This is a genomic window from Vibrio sp. Vb0349 (assembly GCF_033338975.1).
In genome coordinates this window covers 1-1182 of record NZ_JAWOTS010000315.1, presented here as the reverse complement: position 1 = coordinate 1182, position 1182 = coordinate 1, and the positions used below count along the sequence as shown (strand labels likewise).

Here is a 1182-nt window from a genome sequence, read left to right as displayed (position 1 = left end):
GCCCAGTGAATCGGTGCTCCTACTTGTACAACCGCGATGCCACCAATACCATTCCAAAACAGGCCGACACAAATCATGGTGTAGGCGACCGCTTGTTTGTAATCGACCCCAAACCAACGCACAAGAAAGAGAGTGACAAGCAACCCAGAGCCAGCGGTTAAAGACCCGTTGACGATGCCTATCAACATGATGCCAATACCACCAAGAATCCAACCCAATTGATTGCGACGCTTAATGATTTCGGTTTGCCCCAGCTGCTTTTTCAAGCGGGAATAAATACCGAGTGCCAGAATCATACTGCCTAGCATCTTTTCCGCAATACCATCAGGGATATGAACGATGAGGTTTGCGCCAATCACAACACCTATACTGCCAACAAAAATCAGATAAAGGGCGATGGGCAATTTAATGGTGCCGGCTTTGAGGTGAGTGCTTGCAGCGCCCAAGCCTAAAGCAACAGAAGCCACTTTATGAGTGCCTAGTGCAACGGAGAACGGTAAGCCAAGAAAAATAAGTAGAGGAAACTGTAGCAAACCGGCGCCGCCACCAGAAAGAGATGCCAACGTATTTGCAACGAGCGAGCCGAAAAAGAGAGTGAAAGTGTCTAACCAATCCATGAGAAAAAAATTAAGGGGGCATCTTGCCCCCTTATCACTAATTAAATTCAGTTTCTAAACAGTACCGTAGAACCGTGATTTAGGCTAGTTAATAGCAGAGTCTTTTCATTAACCACGTCAATTCGGCGGCTTTGTTCTGCATCTAGCTTAAAGATTTGAGTAATTAAACGTAGTTGCGCTTCAGAAAAATCCTTGGATTGAGAAGAAGAAATATCTTTGAACTCAGAAGGAGAAACAAGCAGATAGTTATCACTCACTTCCCAGCGACCTTTCTCTGAAATATTAATTGTCGATTCAGCCGTCGAGCCTTGTGCGAACAGTTTGATGTTTGCCACGCGAATGTAATCGCCATTCGGTAGGTACTTAACGTTCGACTCCACATTCACTCGACGTAACGGGCCTACGGTATCGTCTGGCAAGTTATCAGTAATCACAGTCACCATGGTTGACTGCCATTCATTTGATGTAAGCACTTGCTCAACTTTAAGGTCACTGCCCCAGTACAACCAACCACTGAAAAGGATAGATACGGCCAAAACCGCAGATGCTACTTTAATCTTCATGC

Annotated in this window: 2 protein-coding genes; both read right to left on the bottom strand. The window is 45.3% G+C overall.

Annotation, left to right across the window (positions count from 1 at the left end):
* The coding region (locus tag R7Q47_RS25475) for a sulfite exporter TauE/SafE family protein (RefSeq protein ID WP_318090144.1) at window positions 1-617 on the bottom strand (617 nt) is incomplete at its 3' end.
* A 47-nt stretch (window positions 618-664) separates the two neighbouring features.
* Window positions 665-1180 carry a transmembrane regulator ToxS gene (toxS, locus tag R7Q47_RS25470; RefSeq protein WP_005454545.1) on the bottom strand — a complete coding sequence of 172 codons (516 nt, stop codon included), beginning with the start codon at window positions 1178-1180 and terminating at the stop codon, window positions 665-667.
* Window positions 1181-1182 lie beyond the last annotated feature (2 nt).